At 30.0% G+C, this 17629-nt stretch carries 22 protein-coding genes; 16 read left to right on the top strand and 6 right to left on the bottom strand.

Features of this window, described 5'->3' with window-relative positions; translation table 11 throughout:
• Positions 1–64: 64 nt before the first annotated feature.
• Together ACTTAW_RS03690 and ACTTAW_RS03685 are read right to left on the bottom strand one after the other, a co-directional pair.
• Positions 65–1354, bottom strand: a complete 1290-nt coding sequence (locus ACTTAW_RS03690; protein ID WP_440614589.1) for a TRAP transporter large permease — start codon at positions 1352–1354, stop codon at positions 65–67.
• On the bottom strand, positions 1354–1950 hold the full coding sequence (locus tag ACTTAW_RS03685) for a TRAP transporter small permease (protein ID WP_440651184.1): 597 nt from the start codon (positions 1948–1950) through the stop codon (positions 1354–1356). The genes ACTTAW_RS03690 and ACTTAW_RS03685 overlap by 1 nt, the downstream gene beginning before the upstream one ends.
• Positions 1951–2062: 112 nt before the next feature.
• On the opposite strand from ACTTAW_RS03685, the gene ACTTAW_RS03680 reads away from it, so the two are divergent.
• Entirely contained in the window at positions 2063–3028 is a 966-nt protein-coding gene (locus ACTTAW_RS03680; RefSeq protein WP_440651183.1) for a hydroxyacid dehydrogenase, read from the top strand.
• A 42-nt stretch (positions 3029–3070) separates the two neighbouring features.
• On the opposite strand, the gene iolE is transcribed toward ACTTAW_RS03680, so the two are convergent.
• Positions 3071–3973 (bottom strand): myo-inosose-2 dehydratase, encoded by a 903-nt coding sequence (iolE, locus tag ACTTAW_RS03675; protein WP_440651182.1) that lies wholly within the window; start codon positions 3971–3973, stop codon positions 3071–3073.
• Between the two features lie 138 nt (positions 3974–4111).
• Between iolE and iolG the strand changes: the two genes are divergently transcribed.
• From iolG to ACTTAW_RS03660, 3 genes are read left to right on the top strand one after another with little or no spacing between them, the layout of a single operon-like run.
• Positions 4112–5113 (top strand): inositol 2-dehydrogenase, encoded by a 1002-nt coding sequence (gene iolG, locus ACTTAW_RS03670; RefSeq protein WP_440651181.1) that lies wholly within the window; start codon positions 4112–4114, stop codon positions 5111–5113.
• Between the two features lies 1 nt (position 5114).
• Positions 5115–5855, top strand: a complete 741-nt coding sequence (locus ACTTAW_RS03665; RefSeq protein WP_440651180.1) for an ATP-binding cassette domain-containing protein — start codon at positions 5115–5117, stop codon at positions 5853–5855.
• Positions 5852–6889, top strand: a complete 1038-nt coding sequence (locus ACTTAW_RS03660) for an ABC transporter permease (RefSeq protein ID WP_262589493.1) — start codon at positions 5852–5854, stop codon at positions 6887–6889. Before ACTTAW_RS03665 ends, ACTTAW_RS03660 begins: the two co-directional genes overlap by 4 nt.
• On the opposite strand, the gene ACTTAW_RS03655 is transcribed toward ACTTAW_RS03660, so the two are convergent.
• The gene (locus ACTTAW_RS03655) at positions 6890–7909 is read right to left on the bottom strand and encodes a LacI family DNA-binding transcriptional regulator (RefSeq protein WP_440651179.1); all 1020 of its coding nucleotides are present in this window, start codon (positions 7907–7909) and stop codon (positions 6890–6892) included.
• Positions 7910–8053: 144 nt separating this feature from the next.
• Between ACTTAW_RS03655 and ACTTAW_RS03650 the strand changes: the two genes are divergently transcribed.
• The 4 genes from ACTTAW_RS03650 (at position 8054) to ACTTAW_RS03635 (ending at position 11816) form a co-directional block, all read left to right on the top strand.
• Positions 8054–9058 (top strand): substrate-binding domain-containing protein, encoded by a 1005-nt coding sequence (locus tag ACTTAW_RS03650; RefSeq protein WP_440651178.1) that lies wholly within the window; start codon positions 8054–8056, stop codon positions 9056–9058.
• A 75-nt stretch (positions 9059–9133) separates the two neighbouring features.
• The gene (locus ACTTAW_RS03645) at positions 9134–9988 is read left to right on the top strand and encodes an SDR family oxidoreductase (RefSeq protein ID WP_440651177.1); all 855 of its coding nucleotides are present in this window, start codon (positions 9134–9136) and stop codon (positions 9986–9988) included.
• 19 nt (positions 9989–10007) lie between these two features.
• On the top strand, positions 10008–10850 hold the full coding sequence (locus ACTTAW_RS03640) for an amidohydrolase family protein (protein ID WP_440651176.1): 843 nt from the start codon (positions 10008–10010) through the stop codon (positions 10848–10850).
• A gap of 3 nt (positions 10851–10853) precedes the next feature.
• On the top strand, positions 10854–11816 hold the full coding sequence (locus ACTTAW_RS03635) for an aldo/keto reductase (RefSeq protein ID WP_440651175.1): 963 nt from the start codon (positions 10854–10856) through the stop codon (positions 11814–11816).
• A gap of 35 nt (positions 11817–11851) precedes the next feature.
• On the opposite strand, the gene ACTTAW_RS03630 is transcribed toward ACTTAW_RS03635, so the two are convergent.
• Complete coding sequence (locus tag ACTTAW_RS03630; RefSeq protein WP_440651174.1) at positions 11852–12691, bottom strand: phytanoyl-CoA dioxygenase family protein; 840 nt, start codon at positions 12689–12691, stop codon at positions 11852–11854.
• A 33-nt stretch (positions 12692–12724) separates the two neighbouring features.
• Here ACTTAW_RS03630 and moaA point away from each other — a divergent pair, with 33 nt between their 5' ends.
• The 8 genes from moaA to ACTTAW_RS03590 are packed head-to-tail and all read left to right on the top strand — an operon-like array spanning position 12725 to position 17143.
• A complete protein-coding gene (gene moaA, locus ACTTAW_RS03625) occupies positions 12725–13717 on the top strand; it encodes a GTP 3',8-cyclase MoaA (protein ID WP_440651173.1) in 993 nt (330 codons plus the stop codon).
• Position 13718: 1 nt separating this feature from the next.
• A complete protein-coding gene (gene moaC, locus ACTTAW_RS03620; protein WP_440633963.1) occupies positions 13719–14264 on the top strand; it encodes a cyclic pyranopterin monophosphate synthase MoaC in 546 nt (181 codons plus the stop codon).
• Between the two features lie 5 nt (positions 14265–14269).
• Positions 14270–14539 (top strand): molybdopterin biosynthesis protein MoeD, encoded by a 270-nt coding sequence (locus ACTTAW_RS03615; RefSeq protein WP_262589501.1) that lies wholly within the window; start codon positions 14270–14272, stop codon positions 14537–14539.
• Positions 14539–14991 carry a molybdopterin synthase catalytic subunit gene (locus tag ACTTAW_RS03610; RefSeq protein WP_440651172.1) on the top strand — a complete coding sequence of 151 codons (453 nt, stop codon included), beginning with the start codon at positions 14539–14541 and terminating at the stop codon, positions 14989–14991. The genes ACTTAW_RS03615 and ACTTAW_RS03610 overlap by 1 nt, the downstream gene beginning before the upstream one ends.
• A complete protein-coding gene (gene msrP, locus ACTTAW_RS03605; protein WP_440651171.1) occupies positions 14978–15883 on the top strand; it encodes a protein-methionine-sulfoxide reductase catalytic subunit MsrP in 906 nt (301 codons plus the stop codon). Before ACTTAW_RS03610 ends, msrP begins: the two co-directional genes overlap by 14 nt.
• Positions 15883–16467: a sulfite oxidase heme-binding subunit YedZ gene (locus tag ACTTAW_RS03600; protein ID WP_440651170.1), complete on the top strand. Its 585-nt coding sequence runs from the start codon at positions 15883–15885 to the stop codon at positions 16465–16467. The genes msrP and ACTTAW_RS03600 overlap by 1 nt, the downstream gene beginning before the upstream one ends.
• Complete coding sequence (locus tag ACTTAW_RS03595) at positions 16460–16705, top strand: DUF1244 domain-containing protein (RefSeq protein WP_440651169.1); 246 nt, start codon at positions 16460–16462, stop codon at positions 16703–16705. Before ACTTAW_RS03600 ends, ACTTAW_RS03595 begins: the two co-directional genes overlap by 8 nt.
• Before the next feature lie 21 nt (positions 16706–16726).
• Positions 16727–17143, top strand: coding sequence for a YqaA family protein (locus tag ACTTAW_RS03590; RefSeq protein ID WP_440651168.1), 417 nt, complete (start codon positions 16727–16729; stop codon positions 17141–17143).
• Here ACTTAW_RS03590 and ACTTAW_RS03585 read toward each other — a convergent pair.
• Positions 17124–17624 (bottom strand): molybdenum cofactor synthesis domain-containing protein, encoded by a 501-nt coding sequence (locus tag ACTTAW_RS03585; RefSeq protein WP_075506531.1) that lies wholly within the window; start codon positions 17622–17624, stop codon positions 17124–17126. The two genes, ACTTAW_RS03590 and ACTTAW_RS03585, sit on opposite strands and share 20 nt — an antisense overlap.
• Positions 17625–17629: the final 5 nt, after the last annotated feature.

Genomic DNA, 17629 nt, shown 5'->3' with positions numbered 1-17629 from the left:
ATATATTTAAGTATAGAAACTATACATAAATTGCACCTCTGTGTCTATTATCTAAAAATTAAAATTATTTTGCAAAACCCGTAAGTAAAGGGATGGTCATTGAGATTGATGGGAAGTAAGTAATTAAAAATATTACAATTGCTTCTACTGCTAAAAATGGCAATATTGCTTTTGATATAGTTTCAACTCTTTCACCAGAAACTGAGGATGCAACAAATAAAACTAAACCCATTGGTGGTGTTGCTAAACCAACAGTTAAGTTAACCGACATAATAATTGCAAAATGAACTGGATGTACACCTAATTCTACAAACACTGGTCCTAGTATTGGTCCTAAAATAATTATTGCAGGACCTGCATCTAAAAACATTCCAACAACAAAAAGTAAAATATTTATAAGAAATAATAAAATGTAAGGATTATCAGTTAATCCCAAAACAAATTCAGCAAGATATTCTGGTGCATGAGATAAGCTAACAACTGTTTTAAAAGCCATTGCAGCACCAACCAAAAGTAATACTACAGATGAAACCATTGCAGCCTTTGTCATAACCTTTGGTACGTCTTTCCACTCTAAAGATTTTAAAACAAACAAACCAATAAACATTGCGTAAGCAGCTGCAACTGCAGAGGCTTCAGTTGGAGTAAAAATTCCTCCAAGTATACCTCCTAGAATTATAACAGGAGTCATTAATGGGAAAAAAGCTTTCAAAGAAGCTTTTCCTCTTTGTCTCCATGTTGTCTTTTTTGTTACGGCAGGAAAATTATATCTTTTAGCCATAAACTTGATTGTAACCATCAAACTAACACCAACTAAAATTCCAGGAATAATACCTGCTAGGAATAAAGCAGCTACGCTCTCTCCCATAACGTATGCATAAATAATCATTATTCCTGAAGGTGGAATAATTGGACCAATTACTGAACTCGCTGCGGTAATTGCTGCTGAAAATTTTTTAGTATAACCTTGCTTCTCCATTGCAGGAATTAACATTGAACCAATTGCAGAAGTATCTGCAACTGCAGATCCAGATAAGCCGGCAAAGAGCATTGAAGTTAAAACATTAACATGAGCCAAGCCACCCTTTAAATGCCCCATCATCGCCTGGCTAAATTCTACTAACCTTTGAGTAATTCCTCCCCTATTCATTAGCTCACCAGCTAACATAAAAAAAGGAATTGCCATTAAAGGAAAGCTATCAATACCATTGTAAATATTTCTATAAAGCATTGCTCCATCTCTAGATTGATCATTCAACCAAAGTAAAATTCCAGGAGCAGCCAACAATCCAAAAAATACTGGTAATCCAATTAACAAAAATAATAAAAATAAAGGGAGAAACCAAATTAACATTATTGTGTCTCCAATTTTTGTTTATCTAAATCTTCAGGTAACTCTAATTTTGTAAAATTACTTAAAAAGTTTCTTAAAATTAACTCTATGTTTACTGAAATTAAAAAAACAATTCCAACAGGTAACGACATATACATCCAGGCTAATTTTATTGGCTCTGCTTTGCCGCCAATTAAATTAAATGGAATTTTAATTGAAGCTGAATTAAATATCCATCCAGCATTAATGTGTTTCAAACCTAATTCAAGTCCAATGATCAAAACAAATAAAGATATGATCAATAAAAATAAGGTTAAAAAAGTTGATATGATTTTAGGTAAAAATCTTTCCAGCATATCAATTGAGACAAAACCACCCCACCTATAAGCTGAAGGAGCAATTAACCCTGTCATCCATAGCATTAAAAATCTCGCAACTTCATCAGGCCAAGGTAATGCGTTGTTGAGAATATATCTAAAAAAAACCTGGATCATAATTACGACAACCATTAAAAAAATTGCGATCCATGCAAATTGTCTTCCAATTCTTAGAAAAAAAGTATTTATCTTTTCAAGAAAGTTAAAAATGTAAAGTAGAGTTTTTATAGTTAAATTCACAACTAAATTTATTTTAATAAGAAAATAATTACAACTTTTTAAAAAACTATTTTACTTTGTTAGATATTTTTCGTATTAGAAAAGCCTTCAACAGAAAAGCTTAAATAAAATTATGAGTAATAAAAAGAAAATTCTAGTTATCCAAAAAGTTCATGATAAAGGCATGGAATTAATTAATAACCATCCAGATTTTGATGTAGAGGTAACTGACGATGTTTCAGTAGAAAACTTAAAGGTAAAAATAAAAGATTGTGATGGTGCTTCAATTAGAATAGCAAAACTACCAGGTGAGGTAATTAACGAAGCTAAAAATCTTAAAATAATATCTAGACATGGAGTTGGCTACGATAATATTGATTTAAAAACAGCTAAAGAAAGAGATATCAAAATTGCTATTACAGCTAATGCAAATGCAGTTACAGTTGCAGAGCATGTTATGTTTGTCTTGCTAAATATTGCAAAAAGAAGAGAGCTTTATCATACAACAGTTAAAGAAGGTAATTTTAAAGATAGAAATAAATTACCCAAGACTATTGAAGTATGGAAAAAAAATTTCCTAATTATGGGATTTGGTAGAATCGGTAAAGCACTTATCAAAAGATGTTTAGGATTTGAAATGAATGTATTCGTTTATGATCCATTTGTAGATAAAGATACAATAGAGAAGCTTGGTGGAAAAAAAGTTGATAATCTTGAAGAAGCAGTAAAAACAATGGATGTAATATCTTTACATATGCCTTTAACAGAAAAAACAGAAAATCTTATTAATTATGATTTACTTAAAACGATGAAGAAAAACTGCATCATCATCAATGCTGCAAGAGGTGGAATTATTCATGAGGAAGATCTTGATAAGGCTTTAAATGAAGATTTAATATTTGGAGCAGGAATTGATGTATTCAAACAAGAGCCACCAGAAAATGATAATCCTCTTTTAAAGAATGAAAAAGTTTATTTAAGTCCACATACAGCAGCATTTACTGATGAATGTATGACAAGAATGGGCGTAGAAACAATTCAAAATATAATTGATTATTTCGATGATACATTGGAAAAATCAAAAATTGTAAGACTGTAGTAAGAAATTAATCTTAAAGTTTAGGTTTATTTTTATTGAAAGTTAACTTTTGTAAATCTCAATACCGCTAAGATTTAAAGTTTCGGTTAAATACTTGTAACCTATTTTTGCATATTCAAATGGATTTGCTTTTGCAGGATCTTGTTCTGCCTCTACTACTAACCATCCAGAATAATTTTTTTCTTTCAACGCATCAAATAAAGGCTTGTAATCAATACATCCATCACCTGGAACTGTAAATGCACCTTCTAAAAATGCTCCTCTAAAACTTAAGTCTTCTTTTAAAGATTTTTCTAAAACATTTTTTCTAATATCCTTACAATGCATATGAATTAATCTTTCGCTAAAGTCGTTTAATATTTTTAACGAGTCCCCCTGAGCAAATAACATATGACCAGTATCTAATGTTAGTTTTACACTATCATGAGTGTTTTCAAGTAATCTTACTGTATCTTCTTCTGTCTCTATTACGGTTCCCATATGATGATGATAAGCAAGCGGCATACCTTCGTCTTCAAGATATTTTCCCATTTCTGAAATTTTTTCATAATATTTTTTAGATTCTTCAAGATCCATTTGGGGTCTTGTAGATAATTTTCGATTTGGATCTCCTTGAATTGAGCCAGAAACTTCAGCAAAAACCATACATGGTGAATTACAATCTTTAAAAAGCTTTAACTGATCTTGAATTAGATTTTTTTCTTCATCAACACTATTTGTTCTTAAATTAGCTCCATACCAACCTGAGCATAAATTAAGATTAAATTCGGTAAGTTTTGGAATTAATTCTTCTGATTTTTTTGGAAATTTACCACCAGATTCAATTCCAATAAATCCTGCCTGACTAGCTTCAGACAAACATTGTTCTAAAGGAGTATCACCACCCAATTCAGGCATATCATCATTACTCCATGCAATTGGTGCTATTCCTAATTTTACTGACATATTAATTATTTAAAAAGTTAAATTTATTTTTAAATTATGATGTTTTGTGCATCAAGAAAATTATAATTTAATTTGATGTTTAATTCATCATTTAAAAATGTTTCTTGATTTTATTTTTTAATTCTGTTCTATATTCTTATGCTTAACTTTTCTTTAATGGGAGCAGGACGAATTGGAAAAATGCATGCTAAATTTATTGCAGCACATCCGAATGCAAAATTAAAATATATATATGATGTTAATTCAGAATTTGCTAAAGAAGTATCAAAATCAACAGGATGTTCAATTGCATCTTCACCTGAGGAAGCAATAAATTCAGATGATGTAGATGCAGTTCTTATCGCTTCAGCTACACCAACACACACTCAATTTATCACAATGGCAGCAAAAGCAGGAAAAGCAATTTTCTGTGAAAAGCCAATTGATTTAGATATCAATAAAGTAAATAAATGCATGGAAAATATAAAGGGAACAAACGTTCCTATTCAAATCGGCTTTAATAGAAGATTTGATGCAAGTCATGCAAAAGCTCAACAAGCAAGAGTAAATAAAGAAATTGGAGAATTAGAAATGGTTGTTATTACAAGTAGAGATCCTGAGCCCCCAGGGATTGACTATCTAAAAGCTGCAGGAGGATTTTTTAGAGATACAACTATACATGATTTCGATTTGACTAGATTTATTTTAGGGGATGATCCTGTAGTTCAGATATCTGCATTTGGAGGTGCTTTGTTTGATAAAAATTCACAGAAAGAAAAAGATCTAGATACAGCAATGTTTATTCTAAAATCAAAAAAAGGAGTTTTAATCCATATTAATAACTCTCGAAGAGCAGTTTATGGATATGACCAAAGAGTAGAAGTGTTTGGAAGCAAAGGTATGGTAATTTCAAACAATCAAACCCCAACTTCTTTAGAAAGATACACAAGTACATCTACAAATGAAAAAGAGCCCATACATTTCTTTTTTATTGAAAGATATGAGCAAGCTTACAGAGATCAATTTAATGAGTTTGTAAAATGTGTTGAAGATAAAACAAAACCATTAGTAGGATTTGAAGATGGGAGAAACGCTTTAATAATAGCTAATGCAGCATATGAATCATTTGAAAGTGGCAAAGTTGTAGATGTAAAATTCTAAAATGAGCATTCTTTCTTTAAATAATATAGAAAAAAATTTTGGAGCCATACAGGCTTTAACAGGGGTTAGTTTTGATATTAAAGAAGCTGAAACTGTAGGATTAATGGGTGATAATGGAGCGGGTAAATCTACACTACTAAAAATTATAGCTGGTAATTTTAAACCTTCAGATGGTGAAATAAAGTTTGAAAATAATACTGTATCATTTGAAAAACCAATAGATGCAAGAAAATCTGGTATTGAGGTAGTTTATCAAGACTTAGCTCTTTGTAATCATTTGACTGCAGCATCTAATGTTTTTTTAGGTAGAGAGATACAAAAGGGTATTTGGCCATTTAAGTATTTGGATTATCCTGCAATGTTTAAAAAATCCTCTGAATTATTTGAGGAACTTAAATCCGAAACTCGACCAAAAGATTTAGTTATGCAAATGTCTGGTGGACAAAGACAGGCTGTGGCTATTGCAAGGACAAGACTTACAAATCCTAAATTAGTTTTAATGGATGAACCAACAGCAGCAATTAGTGTTAGACAAGTTGCTGAAGTATTAGATCTTATAAAAAGATTAAAAGATCAAGGAATAGCTGTGATGTTAATTAGTCACAGAATGCCAGATATATTTGAAGTATGCGACAAGCTAGTAGTATTAAGACGAGGTGAAAAAGTTTGTGAAAAAAATATAAAAGATTCTTCTACAGAAGAAGCTACAGGCTTAATTACAGGAGCAATAGATAGAGTATGAGTTCAGTAAAATTTAATCAAGAAATAATCTCTAAGACTGAAAAAAATTTATTACAAAAACTTGTTTCTGAACAATCTTTTTGGGTAACAATAGCTTTATTTGGGATTTGTTTTATTATGTTTTTTGTAGAAGATGCTTTTTCTAGCAAAGATAATCTTTTTAATATTACACGAAACTTTTCTTTCATCGGAATAATGGCAATTGGAATGACATTTGTGATTATTACTGCTGGTATAGATTTGTCTGTAGGGTCAATAATGGGTGTTACAGGAGTTATATGTGGTTTATTTTTGGATGCTCAATTTTTACCTGAATGGTATTCCAAAGCCTCATATTTTGAAGGAGTTTATGTTTGGGTATCAATAATTTTAGCTTTACTTGCTGGTACATTAATTGGTGCAGTAAATGGATATCTAATTGCTTATGTTAAACTTTCTCCTTTTGTAGTCACTTTAGGAATGATGGCTGCTGCAAGAAGTTTAGCTTTAGTAGTCTCAAACAATAAAATGTTTTATGAATTTGGACCTAAAGATGAAATGTTTTATGAAATTGGAGGAGGTTCAATGCTAGGTCTTGCTAACGCAACTTGGTTATTAATATTTCTTACGATAGTTATGGGTTTAGTATTGAAATATACCTCATATGGCAAACATGTTTTTGCAGTTGGTAGTAATAAAAAAGCTGCTGAATTATCTGGAATTAACACGAGATGGATTGAAATGTCAGTCTACATGATCAGTGGACTATTTGCGGCAATTTCTGCTGTTATGATAGTTGGATGGATGGGCTCTGTAACTAATGCTTTAGGTTATACTTATGAATTAAGAGTTATTGCAGCAACAGTTATTGGTGGTGCTAACTTAATGGGTGGTGTTGGTGGTACTTTTGGGGCATTTATTGGTGCTGCATTAATGGAAACAATTAGAAACAGTCTTCTAATGGCTGGAATTGACCCTTACTGGCAAGGAACATTTTTAGGAATATTTATCGTAGGTGCGGTTTGGTTGGAAAAAGTTAAAAATAAGAAGAATTAATTAATAAACTTTTTTATCCATACAATTATATTTGTTGAAAATTAATATATCTGAAAAAAAAGAATTTTGATTATCTGAATTTTTCTCAAAATCTAAAATTTTATCAAATGCAACTTTAATTTCTAATTCAACATCATGGCCTATAACAAAATCCATTTTATTATTTTCTAAAAGATCTCTAGAATTTTTATTTAGTTCATGACCTACAAATACAATATGATCTTTTACATCCATTTCACTAATTGCTTTTGCGACACCTAAATTTCCTCCAGCAATATTATAAATTCCTAACGGTGGTCCATTTTCTTTAATATATTTTTTAACATATTTGTAACTTTGTTCCGATGTATCTAAATTAAAAACACTTTCTTTAATTTTAAGATTTGGAAATTCTGATCTTAATACTTTTCTAAAACCTAGCTCTCTTTCCTGTTGACACCTGTATGGCATACTCATGACCATCAAAATTGAACCTGATCTTTTCCCAACATTTTTTCCAATTATATTTGCAGCAGTAGATCCGGCATTAGATTGATTATTACCTATATAAGCTGATCTGCTCGAATTTGGAAAATCAGTGGTTAATGTAATTACAGGTTTTCCTTCACTTGCAATTTTACTTAGCTCGTTATTTATATTTTGATCCTCCTGTGAAACTATAATCACTGCATCAAACTTTGAAGTTTCTTTTAAAATTTTTACAAATTGACTAGGTTTAAATTCCTTTGCAGGAATAAAATATTTTATCAGATTAAACTTATAAATTTCATTATTAATTTTATCTAAACTCTCCTCAAGAGTCTTGTTATATGAAGGTCCTGATTGACTACAAATTAAAATATTTTTAGTTTGATTTGTATTATTTCCGTTTTGAAGGTTATTTAAAATTTTTAAGATTTTATCTTTAGTTTTTTTACTCACCCCTTTTCTGTTATTTAAAACTCTATCTACAGTCGCTGTACCATACCCTGACTCATCAGAAATTTTCTTTATAGAGACATTTTTCCAATGATTTTTCATGCAAACATGGTATCATTTAATGATGTAAAATCAATCATTTGATGTATCACTTTTTAGTTGTATTACATCATTTTACTTGAAACTAAGACTCATTCTAAATAGTATTTGTTTAATAAATTAACTAACTAATAGAGAGAGAGAAATATGAGAAAAACAATAATTGCAATGTTAGCATTTATTTTTGTATCAATTTCTGGAATTTCATATGCAGCTGATAAAGTTTTTGCATTAGTTCCAAAAGCTATGAACAACCCGTTTTTTGATTTAGCGAGAGATGGTTGTAAAGTTGCTGAGAAAGAAATTGGTGGGATAGAATGTTTATACATTGGACCTGGAGAGCATACTGAACAAGAACAAGTTCAAATTGTTCAAGATTTAATCGCTAAAGGTGTTGATGGAATTGCTGTTGCATCTTCTAATGCGGCTGCAATGGCAAAAGCTGTTAAAGGAACAGATATTCCAATTATTACTTGGGACTCAGATCTTTTAACTAAAGATGCTGGTTTAAGAGCAGCTTATGTTGGAACAAAAAACTATGACATTGGTGTATATCTTGCGCAAATCGTTATGATGTTAAAACCTAACGGTGGTGAAATTTGTATACAATCTGGTGGTGCTGCAGCTGCAAACCACAATGAAAGAATGTCAGGAATAAGAGACACTATTGCTGGAAGAGCAGATTCAGGAACTTATCCTAGTGCAGCTCTTAAAGGTGAAAATGGATGGACTGAAGCTAGCGGATGTCCTCTGTACACGAACGATGATTTCCCTCTTTCTGTACAACAAATGGAAGATATCTTTGCAAAACATCCAAACCTAACAGCATTTGTACCAACTGGAGGTTTTCCTCAATTCGTATCTAAAGCTTTCAGAAGAGTTGCTGAAAAGCACGCAGATAGAATTGGTTCTATGAAAACTGCTGTTGTAATTGCAGATACTCTTCCAATGCAAATGGAAGATTTAGATGCTGGAAGAACACATGGTCAAGTAGGTCAACAACCTTATATGATGGGCTACAAAGCTATGTATGTTCTTAAAGATATAGTAGATGGTAAAGCATTAAAATTTGACAACCCATCACTAAAAGCAATCTATACAGGTCTTGATGTTTGTATGAAGCCAAACATTGGATCTTGTATTGCGGGATAAAATCATTATTCTTCTTAAAAGTTTCTAAGCCCAATTTTTATATTGGGCTTAGTTATTTATATAACTTTAAATTTTATGACTAATAAATATATATCTGATCAAGCTAACCAGTTTAAAAATAAAATAATAATTGTAACAGGAAGTACTCAAGGTAGTGGAGCTGAGACAGCAAAATTGCTTGCAAGCAGAGGTGCTAAAGGAATAACTATCTGTGGAAGGAATAAAGAGAAAGGAAACAAGGTAAAAGCTGAAATAGAAAGTATGGACGTGGAATGCTTATACGTTCAAGCTGATTTAGAAAAACTTGAAGATTGTAAAAAAATAGTTTCTGAGACTGATAAAAAATTCAACACTGTAGATAGTTTTATTAATGTTGCTGCTTTTACAGAAAGAGGAACGATCTTAAGCACTACAGAGGAAAATTATGACAAAAATTTTAATGTAAATGTAAAAGCTCCTCTTTTTATGATGCAAGATGTTATAAAAATAATGATTAGAGATAAAAAAAAAGGAACTATTGCTCATATTTTATCAATGGCTGGATATAGTGGTATGCCTTTCTTAACTGCTTACAGCTCTTCTAAAGCAGCATTAGCTATAATGATTAAAAATGTTGCAAATTCAATATCTGGGCACCAAATAAGAGTGAATGGTGTAAATTTAGGTTGGACAGATACGCCAGCAGAAACCGTAATTCAAAAAAAATTTCATAATGCAGATGATGACTGGTTAAAAAAAGCTGAAGCCAAAGTTCCATTTAAAAGATTAAACAAACCTTTGGATGTTGCTAAGATCTTAGCTTTTTTGTGCTCAGATGAGTCGGGTATTATGACTGGAAGTATTGTTGATTTTGATCAAACAGTTGCGGGATGGCATTCTTATTCAGCATATGACACTAAGATTTTAGATGAAAGCATTTTGGGAGAGTGAACCTAATTTATAATAACTTATGAAAGTTATTGATTCACATCAACATTTTTGGGATCCTTCAAGGGGTGATTATCATTGGATGCCAAAAGACAATCCAATATTAAATCAAAAATATGAAGTTAAAGATTTAATTCAAGTTTCTGACTCAATAGATTTACACAAAACTGTTTTAGTTCAAGCTGCAGCAACTAATGCAGAAACTGAATATATGTTAAATATTGCTGAAGGTTCTGATTTAGTTTGTGGAGTTATTGGTTGGGTGAATTTTGAAGACCAAAATCAATTAGAACAATTAAAAATTTTCTCAAAACATCCTAAATTTCTTGGAGTAAGACCTATGATACAAGATATTCCAGATGAAAATTGGGTTTTAAATAAAAATTTTGATACTTTTTTTAAAAATATAATTAATTTAGATTTAAGCTTTGATGCACTAGGATTTCCAGTGCACTTAGAAAATTTTTACAAAATTGCTACAAAATATCCTTCTCTAAGATTTATCATAGATCATTTAATGAAACCAAAAATCTGTAATAATAAACAAGAAGAATTTATTCATTGGCAAAAAGGTATGAACAAATTATCTAAGCTAGAAAATGTATATTGTAAATTTTCTGGAATGGTCACAGAAGCCTGCGAAAATTGGACTGAGCAAGATCTAAAACCATATGTAGATGAGATATTAAATCTATTTACTGATAAAAAAATTTTGTGGGGATCTGATTGGCCTGTCTGTAACTTAAGAACAAATTATTCAGGATGGTATAATGCAGCAACAAATTTACTTAAAGATTTAAGTATAGATGAAAAACAAAACATCTTTTATAATAATGCAAAAAAGTTTTATAAACTTAAAATATAATTTATGAAAAAAAATAAAATCAAAAATACTGGTGTTGAAGTCACTGAATTGAGTTTTGGAACCTCCTCTTTAGGTAGTATGCCAGATACTTACGGTTATGAAGTACCTGAACAAAGAGCTCAGGAAACGCTAAAAAGATTTTTTCAAGGTCCAGTAAATTTGCTTGATACTTCAAGAAATTATGCAATGGGAGAAAGTGAAAAAAGAATTGGTATAGCAGTAAAAGAAAATGGTGGATGGCCAGAAAACTTTGTTTTATCAACTAAAATCGATAGAAATATGGATACATTAGTTCTTGATAAAAAAAGAACAAGGGAGTCTGTTGAAGAAAGTTTAAAAGCTTTAAACGTTGATTCTGTAGACGTTTTATTTCTTCATGACCCAGAATACGTAAAAGATATAAATGACGTAACTAAAAAAGATGGAGCATTGGATGAACTGTTTAAAATTAAAGAAGAAGGTTTGGCAAAAGCAGTTGGTTTAGCTATGGGAAGAATAGATATTATGTTCCCAATCTTAAGAAAGTGGGACTTTGATGTCATAATAAATCACAACAGATACACTTTGTTAAATAGAGAAGCGGATGAAATGTACAGTTATGCTTATAGTAAAAATATATCTATTTTCAACGCTGCCCCTTACGCGGGCGGTGTTTTGGCAAAAGGTCCAAGTAATTTTAAAAAAATAACTTACCAGGATGCTACTGAAGAAAAACTTGCACCAGCTAGAGAAATAGAAAAAGTTTGTAAGAAATATAATGTTGAAATGGGTGCTGCAGCTTTACAGTTTTCAATGAAAGATAAAAGAATAACATCTACCATTTGTGGTGTTACTAGTGTTCAGAGTATTGAAAAAAATATTTCTTGGGCTGAAACAGATATACCAGAAGAATTTTGGAATGAAGTTTTAAAATTACCTTACTCAACGAAAGATCCAGAGTCTGAGAGGACATATACTCCAGGTTAAATTTTAAAAAAATTTAAGACAAATAGATTTTATAATTAATTTGAATTAATTTCATAAAGGATTGGAAACATTTTACCACTTAAATCATCACCGTTTTTATATCCATTAGCTTCCATAATTGATCTTTCTTCTCTAGCCCAATCACCTCTATAAATTATTTTTGAATTTTCTTTCGCCATTCTAAGTGTAAATCTATTTACATCTGATTTTGGAGTAGTTTCGTGTAAAGCTCCATGCAAAGTCCTAATATCAAAATATACACAATCTCCTACTTCTAAATCCCATTCTAAAAATTCATAATTTTCTTTGTTAGAAATTATATCTGGGGTTAATTCATACTTAACACCATTAACAACTCCTTCTGCTCCATCAACTTTATGACCGTCTTTAAAACGAGTTCTTAGAAATAATTTATTCCACAAATGAGAGCCTTTTATCCAAGCAATAGAATCTTCTTTTCTTACTGGTTCAAGAGGTATCCACAAAACACACATGGAACCTTCAAAATCAAAATAAGAAATATCATGATGAAATGGTGGTTTAGATGCAGAGCCAGCTTCTCTAAAAAACCAATTATCCATTACTAAATTAATCTGCTTAGCATCTAGCAATTCAGAGGCAATTTTAGCTGTAGGTGAATTAAAAACAAAATTTTCAAATTCTTCATGTAAGTTCCATGTCCAAAAATCCTCTAAATAACAAGGTAAATTTGGATCTGTGGTATGATTAGTAAATCTTGGACTTGGATTATTTTTTGCTTTATTTATTCCAGATCTTAAAAGCTCAATCCATTTGATATCAAATTTATTTCTTAAAAATACCGCTCCATCTCTTTTAAATAGTTCGATCTCATTATCATTTAAAATTTGACTCATAGATTATTTAAGAAATAATACTCAATATATCATATGAATATTCTCAAAGATAGTTTTGGACGGAGGTTTCCATACATAAGATTGTCAATATCTGATGTGTGTAATTTTAAATGTGGCTACTGTTTACCTAATGGTTATAAAATTGATAAAAGTGATAACAGAACCTTTATAACTAAAGAAGAAATTGGAAGACTTGCAAAAGCTCTATCAGAATTAGGTGTATCTAAAATAAGATTAACTGGAGGAGAACCTACCGTTAGAAAAGATTTTTTGGATATAATTAAAATAATTAAAAAAAACTCAGGAATTAAAAAAACTGTAATTACTACTAATGGATATCACTTAGATAGAATTGCATATGATTTAAATGAAAGTGGTCTTGATGGCATAAATATAAGTATTGATAGTCTTGATCCAAAAACTTTTAAAAAAATTACAGGACATGATAGATTAAATGAGATTTTAGAAGGAATTAAAAAATTACAAAAACTAAATTTTAAAAATATTAAAGTTAATGCAGTTCTTCTTAAAGGAGTTAATGATAAAGAAGAAGATTTTAAAAGTTGGGCTAATTTTATAAAAAATAATCAAATTGATTTTAGATATATAGAATTAATGCAAACTGGAGATAATTTAGATTATTTTAATCAGTATCATGTGTCTGCAAATAAATTTACAGATTATTTAAATAATAATAATTGGGTGATTCAAACATTTGGTAAAGATGCTGGTCCTTCAAAGAATTATATAAATCCTGAATACAAAGGAAAATTTGGTGTTATTGCACCCTACTCAAAAGATTTTTGTAAGAGTTGTAATAGACTAAGAATAACTGCCAAGGGTGATTTAAGATTGTGTTTATTTGGAAATACTGGAATAAATATTAGACACTTGATGCAAAGAGATGACCAAACTGAAGAACTGAAAGATTTAATTTTGAAACAATTAAATTATAAAAAAGAATCTCACTATTTAGAAATAGGAGAAACAGGATTAACAAAAAATCTATCAACAACAGGTGGATAAGATGAAAAATTTAAAGATTGTAACTAACAACGATTTAAAAAACTGGGCAAAAGAAATTTTTAAAAAAAATTCATTTAAAATGATTGATGTTTCTGAAAAAAAAGAAACTTTCCGTAGAGCTTTGGCATCAGGAAAAATTTATGTTGGCAAAGAGGTATTTGAACTTATTAAAAGTAAAAAGATGCCTAAAGGTGATCCAATTACTTTAGCAGAAGTTTCGGCAGTATTAGGTGTTAAAAAAACAAGTGAATTAATACCTTTGTGTCATCCTCTTCCAATAGATCATACTGCTACTAAAATCATAATGAATGAAGAAGATAGTTCACTAGAAGTATACTGTGTGGTTTCCACCTATGCCAAAACAGGTGTAGAGATGGAAGCAATAATGGGTGTAAATACAGCTCTGATTACAATTTACGATTTAAGCAAAATTGTAAATCCTCATCTAAAAATAGATAATGTAAAATTATTAATTAAAGAAGGTGGAAAAACTGGATTATGGAAAAATCCAGATGGAATTCCGAATTTTTTAAAAGATTTTTTCTAAACTTTATGAAAGTTAAAATTGAGTTGTTTGGAGCTGCTAGAGATTTTAATGACCAAAATTTATTAGAACTAGATCTGGGTCAAAAAACAACAATCAAGGATATAAGGAATAAAATAATTCAATATGTAGATCAGAAATTTAATGGAAATGAAAATTATATAAAAATCATTAACTCTTCAGCTTTTTGTTCAGAAAAAAATAATATTGTTAGCGACAATTATAAAATCACAAACAATGAAAAAATTGGTATTATTCCTCCAATTGGAGGAGGCTAATGCTTCATACTGACATTTTAGATAGTAAAGTTAAAAAATTATCATTAATTGATGCTGAAAAATTTATAGCATCCAATGATTTTGGAGCATCGCTAATTTTTAGTGGCACAGTTCGTAATCAAAATAATAATAAAAGTGTTTTAGGTATTACATATGATAGCCATGATGCTTTGGTAATAAAAAGTTTTGAAGAAATTTATAGTGAGGCAGAAGAAAAACTAAACATAAAAAATAAGAGTGTTTTTATTGAACATGCCAAAGGTTACTTAAACTTAGGCGAAATTAGTATTATTATAGCAGTTGCGTGCAAGCATAGAGATGAGGCTTATGTACTATCAAGATATATAATTGAAGAAATTAAAAAAAGGTCTCCTATATGGAAAAAAGAACATTACACAAATAATCAAAGTGATTGGTTAAAAGGAAATCCTATTATTCATGAAAAAAATTAAGTATTCAGAAATAACACCAGAGAAAATTTATAAAAATAGAAGATCTTTTGTTAAATCTCTTGGGTATGGAGCAAGTTCTTTAGCTTTAGCCACAATTCCTTTTGCAAGTCAATCTCAAGCTGATGATAGGAATGAACTTACAAGTTTTAAAGATATAACAACTTATAATAATTATTATGAGTTCGGTACTTCAAAGAGTGATCCTTATGTTAATTCACAAAATTTTAAAACATCACCATGGACAATAAGTATAGAGGGTGAAGTTGAAAAACCTATCAAAATTTCTATGGAAGAAATAACCGAAACATTTACCTCTGAAGAAAGAATATACAGATTAAGATGTGTAGAAGGATGGTCAATGGTAATTCCATGGATGGGTTTTTCGTTAAGTAAATTATTGTCAAAAGTAAACCCAACTAGCAAAGCAAAGTATATTGAATTTGAAAGTGTTTATGATCCTGAACAAATGAAAGGTCAAAGATATCCGGTTTTGAACTGGCCTTACAAAGAAGGGTTAAGAATAGATGAAGCAATGCACCCTTTAACTACAGTTGTGACTGGTTTGTATGGTAAAAAGCTTCCAAATCAAAATGGAGCGCCTCTGAGAATATTTATCCCTTGGAAGTATGGTTTCAAAAGTGCAAAAGCAATTGTTAAGATAAAATTTGTAGAAAAAATGCCGACTTCATCATGGATGTGGGCATCTCCACGAGAATATGGATTTTACTCTAATGTTAATCCTAATGTAGATCATCCTAGATGGTCTCAAGCAACAGAAAGAATAATTGGTAAAGATATTTGGGTACCAAGAGTAAAAACATTAATGTTTAATGGTTACGGAGATGAAGTCGCAAATTTATACACAGGGATGAATCTAAAAAAATATTTTTAATGAGAAAATATTTTAAACCAGGTGTGTTTATTTTAAGTACAATTCCATTTTTATTAATTTTTTACAAAATATACTTTAATAAACTGGGGCCAGAACCTGTAAAAGAAATTACTCATTTTACTGGAGAATGGACTTTAATATTTATCTGTCTAACTTTAAGTATGACGCCACTTAAAAGGCTAACAAATTTAAATATTTGGATAAGTTTTAGAAGAATGTTGGGATTATTTGTATTTTTTTATGCATCTCTTCATTTGCTTACTTACATAGGTATAGATTATAGATTTAATTTAGAGCCAATACTTGATGATGTTCTGAAAAAAAAATACATCTTTATTGGATTTTCAGCATGGGTATTATTACTTCCATTGGCAATTACATCTTCTCAAATGATGATGAAGTTGCTTAAAAACAATTGGAAAAAATTACACAGATTAATTTACGTAATAGCGATATTTGGAGCTCTTCATTACATATGGTTATCTAAAACAATTTTTTTTAGACCACTAGTATATCTGGTAATAATACTTGTTTTACTTGCTTTAAGAATTAAAATTAAAAATAGGAATGTAAATTATGGATGATAATCTAAAAAAAGAAATTCAATCAGCTACACTCGAAAGATTAATGAAACATCTAGATGAAAGAAAAGATGTTCAAAACATTGATTTAATGAATTTAGCTGGATTTTGCAGAAATTGTTTGTCTAGATGGTACAGAGAAGAAGCTGAAAAAAAAGGAGTAGAAATATCAGATCCTGATGCAAGGCAACATATTTATGGAATGCCCTACTCTGAATGGAAAGAAAAATACCAAAAATAACTTTCTATTCAATTCAAGTTAATGTTTGCTTATTTAAGTCTATTTATTGTTTCATTTTTAGCAGCAACAATACTTCCTTTTTCATCAGAAGCTATATTAGCAACTTATTTATTATCAGAAATTTATAATAAATTTTTGTTAATATTTTTTGCAAGTTTTGGAAATATTTTAGGATCCATCTTCAATTGGTTTCTAGGAATTTATTTCTTGAAATTTCAAGATAAAAAATGGTTTCTTTTTAGCAACACACAAATTGATAGATCATCCAGGTGGTTTAAAAAGTATGGTAAATGGTCTTTGTTATTTGCGTGGGTACCAATTATTGGTGATCCACTTACTTTTATTGCTGGAACGATGAGAATTAAATTTTTAATTTTTTTATTGCTTGTGAGTTTTGGAAAAATAATAAGATATTTTTTTATTTCTCTTTTAGTCTAGGAAACAATTCAACAAAATTACAAGGTTTGTGGTTAATATCTAATTGATGTTTAAGAATACCGTCCCAAGCATCTGTTACTCCTCCTGAGGATCCTGGTAAGGCAAATATGTATTTACCATTTGATAGAACTGCACAAGCTCTAGATTGAATTGAAGACGTACCAACTGTTTTTAAGCTAATAGTCCTAAAAACTTCACCAAATCCTGGAATATGTTTATCTGCTATTTCATCAACAGCCTCGGGTGTGATATCTCTTCCGGTTAAACCTGTGCCACCAGTTGTAATGATAACATCAATATCTTTATGATTAGTCCAGTCTTTTAGAATTTTAACTATATCTCCTTTATTGTCTTTACAAATTTTTCTATCAATTAATTGATGATTGGCTTCTTTAATTTTTTCAACCAAGATCGCACCCGATTTATCGTTATCAATTGTTCTTGTATCTGTTACAGTTAATAAAGCTATATTTACAATCATAAATA

Origin of the sequence: Candidatus Pelagibacter sp. HIMB1495, from assembly GCF_052047955.1 — a bacterium.
Classification (GTDB): Bacteria; Pseudomonadota; Alphaproteobacteria; order Pelagibacterales; family Pelagibacteraceae; genus Pelagibacter.
Note: the sequence above shows the minus strand (reverse complement) of the source record. Positions and strands in the feature narration are given on the sequence as shown.

Coding starts and splice junctions, on each gene's coding strand:
- ACTTAW_RS03600 (WP_440651170.1), top strand. CDS start 15,883: ATGAGAAAATATTTTAAACCAGGTGTGTTTATTTTAAGTACAATTCCA.
- ACTTAW_RS03590 (WP_440651168.1), top strand. CDS start 16,727: ATGTTTGCTTATTTAAGTCTATTTATTGTTTCATTTTTAGCAGCAACA.
- ACTTAW_RS03680 (WP_440651183.1), top strand. CDS start 2,063: ATGAGTAATAAAAAGAAAATTCTAGTTATCCAAAAAGTTCATGATAAA.
- ACTTAW_RS03640 (WP_440651176.1), top strand. CDS start 10,008: ATGAAAGTTATTGATTCACATCAACATTTTTGGGATCCTTCAAGGGGT.
- ACTTAW_RS03635 (WP_440651175.1), top strand. CDS start 10,854: ATGAAAAAAAATAAAATCAAAAATACTGGTGTTGAAGTCACTGAATTG.
- ACTTAW_RS03690 (WP_440614589.1), bottom strand. CDS start 1,354: ATGTTAATTTGGTTTCTCCCTTTATTTTTATTATTTTTGTTAATTGGA.
- msrP (WP_440651171.1), top strand. CDS start 14,978: ATGAAAAAAATTAAGTATTCAGAAATAACACCAGAGAAAATTTATAAA.
- ACTTAW_RS03595 (WP_440651169.1), top strand. CDS start 16,460: ATGGATGATAATCTAAAAAAAGAAATTCAATCAGCTACACTCGAAAGA.
- ACTTAW_RS03650 (WP_440651178.1), top strand. CDS start 8,054: ATGAGAAAAACAATAATTGCAATGTTAGCATTTATTTTTGTATCAATT.
- moaA (WP_440651173.1), top strand. CDS start 12,725: ATGAATATTCTCAAAGATAGTTTTGGACGGAGGTTTCCATACATAAGA.
- ACTTAW_RS03660 (WP_262589493.1), top strand. CDS start 5,852: ATGAGTTCAGTAAAATTTAATCAAGAAATAATCTCTAAGACTGAAAAA.
- ACTTAW_RS03610 (WP_440651172.1), top strand. CDS start 14,539: ATGCTTCATACTGACATTTTAGATAGTAAAGTTAAAAAATTATCATTA.
- ACTTAW_RS03585 (WP_075506531.1), bottom strand. CDS start 17,624: ATGATTGTAAATATAGCTTTATTAACTGTAACAGATACAAGAACAATT.
- iolE (WP_440651182.1), bottom strand. CDS start 3,973: ATGTCAGTAAAATTAGGAATAGCACCAATTGCATGGAGTAATGATGAT.
- ACTTAW_RS03665 (WP_440651180.1), top strand. CDS start 5,115: ATGAGCATTCTTTCTTTAAATAATATAGAAAAAAATTTTGGAGCCATA.
- iolG (WP_440651181.1), top strand. CDS start 4,112: ATGCTTAACTTTTCTTTAATGGGAGCAGGACGAATTGGAAAAATGCAT.
- ACTTAW_RS03645 (WP_440651177.1), top strand. CDS start 9,134: ATGACTAATAAATATATATCTGATCAAGCTAACCAGTTTAAAAATAAA.
- ACTTAW_RS03655 (WP_440651179.1), bottom strand. CDS start 7,909: ATGAAAAATCATTGGAAAAATGTCTCTATAAAGAAAATTTCTGATGAG.
- ACTTAW_RS03630 (WP_440651174.1), bottom strand. CDS start 12,691: ATGAGTCAAATTTTAAATGATAATGAGATCGAACTATTTAAAAGAGAT.
- ACTTAW_RS03615 (WP_262589501.1), top strand. CDS start 14,270: ATGAAAGTTAAAATTGAGTTGTTTGGAGCTGCTAGAGATTTTAATGAC.
- moaC (WP_440633963.1), top strand. CDS start 13,719: ATGAAAAATTTAAAGATTGTAACTAACAACGATTTAAAAAACTGGGCA.